General features: G+C 63.5%; 3 protein-coding genes and 2 pseudogenes (1 of these 5 cut by a window edge). 3 read left to right on the top strand and 2 right to left on the bottom strand.

Annotation, left to right across the window (positions count from 1 at the left end; genetic code table 11):
- Positions 1 to 538 (top strand): annotated as a pseudogene (locus ACFE99_RS20480) (GTPase HflX); the annotation flags it as partial.
- Here the strand turns inward: ACFE99_RS20480 and ACFE99_RS20485 are convergent.
- Entirely contained in the window at positions 520 to 1,026 is a 507-nt protein-coding gene (locus ACFE99_RS20485; protein WP_375488246.1) for a hypothetical protein, read from the bottom strand. The pseudogene ACFE99_RS20480 and the gene ACFE99_RS20485 overlap by 19 nt on opposite strands.
- A gap of 89 nt (positions 1,027 to 1,115) precedes the next feature.
- On the opposite strand from ACFE99_RS20485, the gene ACFE99_RS20490 reads away from it, so the two are divergent.
- On the top strand, positions 1,116 to 2,276 hold the full coding sequence (locus tag ACFE99_RS20490; protein ID WP_375488247.1) for an acyl-CoA dehydrogenase family protein: 1,161 nt from the start codon (positions 1,116 to 1,118) through the stop codon (positions 2,274 to 2,276).
- On the opposite strand, the gene ACFE99_RS20495 is transcribed toward ACFE99_RS20490, so the two are convergent.
- Positions 2,273 to 3,460, bottom strand: coding sequence for a TerC/Alx family metal homeostasis membrane protein (locus tag ACFE99_RS20495; RefSeq protein WP_375488248.1), 1,188 nt, complete (start codon positions 3,458 to 3,460; stop codon positions 2,273 to 2,275). The genes ACFE99_RS20490 and ACFE99_RS20495 overlap by 4 nt on opposite strands.
- Positions 3,461 to 3,816: 356 nt before the next feature.
- Here ACFE99_RS20495 and ACFE99_RS20500 point away from each other — a divergent pair.
- Positions 3,817 to 4,219: pseudogene (locus tag ACFE99_RS20500) on the top strand (hypothetical protein); it runs 1,542 nt beyond the window's last position.

Below are 4,219 nucleotides of genomic sequence, written 5' to 3' on the forward strand. Positions count from 1 at the left end.
CGACACCGGCGGTTTCGTGCGGCACCTGCCCACCCAGCTGGGCGAAGCGTTTCGCTCCACGCTGGAGGAGGTCGTCGACGCGGAGCTGCTGGTGCATGTGGTCGACGGCGCCGACGTCAACCCGCTCGCCCAAATCAGCGCGGTGCGCGAGGTGCTGTCCGAGGTGATCGCCGACCACCACGGTGATCCCGCGCCGGAGCTGCTGGTGGTCAACAAGGTCGACGCCGCGACCGATCTGGCGCTGGCCAAGCTGCGGCGCGCGCTGCCGGGCGCGGTGTTCGTCTCGGCCCGCACCGGGGAAGGCATCGACATGCTGCGTCGACGGATGGGCGAGCTGGCCGCCCCGACCGACACCTCCGTCGATGTGGTGATCCCGTATCACCGCGGCGACCTGGTGGCCCGGGTGCACACCGACGGGCGGGTGCAGCAAGCCGAGCACAACAGCGACGGCACCCGGATCAAAGCCCGGGTTCCGGTGGCGCTGGCCGCCAGCCTGCGGGAATTCGCAGCGGCGGGAAGTCAGCCGACAACCTCGTAGACGTCTTCGGCGGCAGCGCCCAGCAGCCGTTGCGCCAGGTCGGCCTTCAACTGGTCGAGACGGGTCTCCTCCTGCGGGCTGCGGCCGGTTTTGCTTGCCAGATCGATGAATTCGTCGCTGACGAAGCCGTCCCGCAGCAGCAGGGTCGCCGCGCGGCCGCCGATCCCGAGCTCGAACACGAAGCTTTGCCGCAGCCGGCCGCGGTCCGGACGGGCCAAGGTCAGATCCACCGTGTAGCGGCCGTCGGTGACCGCGCGGGTGACGGCTTCGAACCCGTCGCGCGCCCCCGGCCCTCGAAACGCGGTGCGCACCACGACGGAGCGCCGCGGTGGCGGTTCGGTCGGCGACAGCAGCCCAAACGCACGTTGCATGACTTTGAAGGCGGTGGCAACGCCGGCAGGCGAATACGGCCCGGCATAGCGCAGCATCTCGGCGAATGAGAAGTCGAGAATCTGCCCGCGCTCTTGGACGCGCAGCACCTCGGCCATGCACTTGACTTTAGGTGCTACCGAGAGTCCGCCCAACCATCCGGTTGGTATATCTTGGGCGGCAGAGTCCGAGCCGCCGGAGGTCCCTGATGGATAGTGCCGTCAAGTACGAGCGCACGCTGTTCGAGCCGGAACACGAACTGTTTCGTGAGTCCTATCGGGCGTTTTTGGAACGCCACGTCGCGCCGTACCACGACGAGTGGGAAAAGGCCAAGATCGTCGACCGCGGGGTCTGGCTCGAGGCCGGTAAGCAGGGTTTCCTGGGCATGGCGGTGCCCGAGGAGTATGGCGGAGGCGGCAACCCCGACTTCCGCTACAACACCATCATCACCGAAGAGACGACCAAGGGACGCTACAGCGGAATCGGGTTCGGGTTACACAACGACGTCGTGGCACCGTATTTGCTGCGGCTGGCCACCGACGAACAGAAGCAACGCTGGTTGCCGAAATTCTGCTCCGGCGAGCTGATCACAGCGATCGCCATGACCGAACCCGGCACCGGCAGCGACTTGCAAGGCATCAAAACCCGCGCCGTCAAGCAGGGTGATCACTACGTGCTCAATGGGGCCAAGACGTTCATCACCAACGGAATCAACTCCGATCTGGTGATCGTGGTGGCACAGACCGATCCCGACCAAGGCTCGCAAGGCTTTTCGCTGCTGGTCGTCGAGCGCGGCATGGAGGGCTTCGAGCGCGGCCGTCACCTGGACAAGATCGGCTTGGACGCGCAGGACACGGCGGAGCTGTCGTTCACCGACGTTAAGGTTCCGCTGGAAAATCTCCTCGGCCAAGAGGGCATGGGGTTCATCTACCTCATGCAGAACCTGCCCCAGGAGCGAATCTCGATCGCGATCATGGCAGCCGCCGCAATGGAGGAGATGCTGCAGCAGACTCTGCAATACACGAAGGAGCGCAAGGCCTTTGGCAGGCCGATCGGCAGCTTCCAGAACAGCCGGTTTCTGCTGGCCGAATTGGCTACGGAAGCCACCGTGGTGCGGGTCATGGTCGACGAGTTCATCCGCTTGCACCTTGATGGCAAGCTCACCGCTGAACAGGCCGCGATGGCCAAGTGGTACTCAACCGAAAAGCAGGTGCATCTGATCGATCGCTGCCTGCAGTTGCACGGCGGCTACGGCTACATGCGTGAATACCCCGTTGCGCGCGCCTATCTCGATGCCCGGGTGCAGACCATTTACGGCGGCACCACCGAGATCATGAAGGAGATCATCGGCCGCGGCCTCGGCGTCTAGCGCGCGTTGTGCGCGTCGTGTGCCTCATGAGCTTGGCGCAGCAACTGCATCAGGTCGCCGTCGTTGCTGACCTGTTCTCGATATTTACTTGGTAGCGCGCGTATTTGGCTTTCCTCGTCGAGCAGCCGGTCGAAGATCTTCTGACGTTCGACCGGATCTGATTCGTAACGCGGGTCGAGGTATTCAATTGCGTGGCGGCGGGCGCGTGCGACGGCGTTTTGCGCCCGACCCCGAGCTGACAGCAACGACAGCACAGTTGTGATGACCAGAATGGCGATGATCACCGTCAGCGACACCGTGGTGCTCAGTTCCACCACTGGAACCGATTTGCCACCGTTGACAAACGGAACGTTGTTTTCGCGTAGCGCTTGCAGCATCAGTTTGACGCCGATAAAGGCGAGGATCAGGGCCAGCCCGTAGGACAGGTACACCAGCCGATATAGCAGTCCGTCGATCAAGAAGTACAGCTGGCGTAGACCCAACAGCGAAAGCGAGGTCGCGGCAAATATCAGGTACACGTTTCGAGTAAGGCCGAATAGCGCCGGAACCGAATCGAACGCGAACAGCAGATCCGTGCCGCCGAGGGCCGTCATCACCAGCAGCATCGGCGTCATCACCCGCCTGCCGTTTTCGACGATGAACAACCGGTCGCGGTCGTAGTTGTCCGAGGTGCGCAAGAACCGCTTGGCGACGCGGATGGCGAAGGTGTCGGCGCTGCGGTGCTCGGAGGCCTCCGGCTTGGCCAGCAACACCGAGGTCACCAGCAAGAGCACCGCGAACAGGTAAAACGCCCAGTCGAAAGTCCTGACTAACGCCGCGCCGAGAACGATGAATCCGGTGCGCGCGATCAGCGCGAAAACAATGCCGAACAACAGCACCTTTTGCTGAGCAACGCGGGGCACCCCGAAGCTCGCCATGATCACCAGGAAAACGAACAAATTGTCGACCGATAAAGCCTCGTTGCTGAGATAGCAGGCGAAATACTCAATGCCCATTGTGGTGCCGCGGAGCATTACGATGGCCCCGCCGAACACAATCGCTGCCTCGATATAGGCCGTCGACCAGATCGCAGCATCGCGCACGGTCGGTATGTGGGGCCTGCGGACGTGGAAAAAATAGTCGAATAACGCCAAACCGACGATGATGGCGATAGTCAGGGCCCAGACCGGCCCGGAAACACCCATGTAGCTGCCTGTCCTCCCACGGCATGCATCGTGCGGTCCCCGGCAATCGGATCGGGGCGTCCCATGACCTGGAGAACCCAATCCTCGCGGAGGCAAAACTCAATCCGGACGGTAACGCAATCCGCGTCGAAGCTGTACGGGGCCACGCCCGCGCCTTCGCCGTCGGTGCATCATTTCGACATCGGCTGGGTATCTCTTTCCGTAATCTCTTGCGATGTGACTTCGCAATTGCGGCCGGCGGGAGCAAAGTGGTGTCGGCGTGGCGACGATGCTGGCCGCGCCGAGGTCCGTGGTGGGCCAGAGCCCGCCAAACAATGGAATCCACAAGTAGCGATAGCGGCGGCCAGGGAGGGTTGGTGACCGGGCGGCGAGGTCGGATGTTGAGTCGTGCCCTGCTCGCGCTGGTGGCCGCAGGAGTTGTGGTGGCGTTGGCGCCGTCTGCGGCGGCATCCCCGGAGAGCGACGCCAACGACGCAATCACCGCGGCGTGGCAAGCCGCCGGCGGCGCCGAGTCGCGGCTCGGACCAAAGCAAGGCGATGTCTACGCCGTCGGCGACGGCTTCGTTCAGGATTTCGCCGGCGGCAAAATGTTTTTCACCGCAGCGACCGGGGCCAGATCGCTATACGGGCCGATCCTCGACAAGTACGAATCATTAGGCGGTCCTGTCGGCAGCGACTTGGGTTTCCCGACAATCAGCGAGGTGCCGGGTCTGGCCGGGCCGGACACGTTGGTGAGTACGTTCGCCGCCAGCGACAAGC

Source organism: uncultured Mycobacterium sp. (assembly GCF_964249325.1).
In the GTDB taxonomy this organism is placed as follows: Bacteria; Actinomycetota; Actinomycetes; order Mycobacteriales; family Mycobacteriaceae; genus Mycobacterium.